Source organism: Longimicrobium sp. (assembly GCF_036554565.1).
In the GTDB taxonomy this organism is placed as follows: Bacteria; Gemmatimonadota; Gemmatimonadetes; order Longimicrobiales; family Longimicrobiaceae; genus Longimicrobium.
In genome coordinates this window covers 1-1,516 of sequence record NZ_DATBNB010000648.1, presented here as the reverse complement: position 1 = coordinate 1,516, position 1,516 = coordinate 1, and the positions used below count along the sequence as shown (strand labels likewise).

Genomic DNA, 1,516 nt, shown 5'->3' with positions numbered 1-1,516 from the left:
CATCCCGAGGCGCCGCTGCGTGGGGCCATCCTCTCGGCGCCACTGCTGGGGGTGGCAGTAAAGGCGCCCCGGTGGAAGACGGCGATGGCGGGGGTGCTGTCGCGCATCGCGCCGTGGGTGCCCATCTCCAACGGGATCGATCCCGCGGAACTGTCGATGGCGGAGGGCTACGCGCGGGCCTATCGCAGCGATCCGCTGGTGCATCCCATCGTCACGCCGCGGCTGTACACGGAGTTCCTGGGGGCCATCGAGGCGGCCTTCCGCGAGCGCGACACCATCAAGCTGCCCATGCTGGTGCTGTCGCCCACGGCGGACCGCGTGGTGCTCCCCGAGGCCGTGGCGCGATGGGCGGCGCAGCACCCGGCCGCGGTGCAGGTGCGGAGGTACGAGGGGTTGCGCCACGAGTCGCTGAACGAGCGCGACCGCCACCGTGTGGTGGCCGACGTGGCGGAGTGGATGGAGGCGCAGGGGGGCTGAGCCTGCCATCCTGGCGGGTTTGCGTGGAACGTGGCTTGCCACCTTCTGCGGGGGTACGAGCAGGCGACGCGCGCCGGCTCCCGGTGGGGCCGGCGTTTGGATCATATGCACAGCACGTCTGGAGTTCGATGAGCGAACAGGACAGCACGGCCGCCGAGGGGCAGGCGGTGGAGAACGAGGTTACCGCTGGCGCCGACGGCGCTGCCGACGGACAGGCGGCGAGCGACGGCGCTGCGGGCGGTGGAGACGCGTCGTTCACCCAGGCCGAAACCCGAAGCGGCGGATCGGACGAGCTTACGACCATGCGCGACCGGCACCTGCGGCTGGCGGCGGAGTTCGACAACTACCGCAAGCGCGTGGAGCGCGAGCGGTCCGAGAACATGGTGCGGGCGCAGGCGCAGATCCTGGAGCGGCTGCTGGAGCCGCTCGACGACCTGGCGCGCATCGCCGACTTCGACCCCGCCACCACCGCCGCGGGCGCGCTGCACGAGGGCGCCGAGATGGTGGAAAAGAAGTTCCTGCGGGTGATGGAGGCGGCCGGGCTGGAGGCTATCGACGCCGAGGGCAAGCCGTTCGACCCCACGGTGCACGAGGCGCTGACCACCGTGCCCGCCGACACGCCCGAGGAAGACAACACCGTGGCCCAGGTGTACCAGAAGGGCTACCGGTACAAGGGCGTGCTGCTGCGCCCCGCGCGCGTCGTCGTGAAGAAGCACCCGGGTTGAGCACGGCCGCCCCGCCGGGGCGGCCGCTATCCATGGCGGACACACGATGGCGACACAAACCAAGGACTTCTACCGTATCCTGGACGTGGCCGAAAACGCCACGCCCGACGAGATCAAGAAGTCGTACCGCAAGCTGGCCAAGCAGTACCACCCCGACGCGAACGCCAGCGACGCGGCCGCGGCGGAGCGGTTCAAGGAAATCTCCGAAGCGTACTCCGTGCTTTCGGACAACGAGAAGCGCAAGCAGTACGACCAGATGCGCAAGCTGGGCGCCTTCGGAGGGTTCGGTGGCGGCTTTCGCCCGGGGGGCGGGG

At 70.3% G+C, this 1,516-nt stretch carries 3 protein-coding genes; all 3 read left to right on the top strand.

Annotated features, from left to right (window positions below):
- Positions 1-477 (top strand): serine aminopeptidase domain-containing protein (locus VIB55_RS18025; RefSeq protein ID WP_331878056.1); only part of this gene is annotated, 477 nt, incomplete at its 5' end.
- Between the two features lie 128 nt (positions 478-605).
- A complete protein-coding gene (locus VIB55_RS18020) occupies positions 606-1,202 on the top strand; it encodes a nucleotide exchange factor GrpE (protein ID WP_331878055.1) in 597 nt (198 codons plus the stop codon).
- Positions 1,203-1,248: 46 nt separating this feature from the next.
- Positions 1,249-1,516 (top strand): DnaJ domain-containing protein (locus VIB55_RS18015; protein WP_331878054.1); only part of this gene is annotated, 268 nt, incomplete at its 3' end.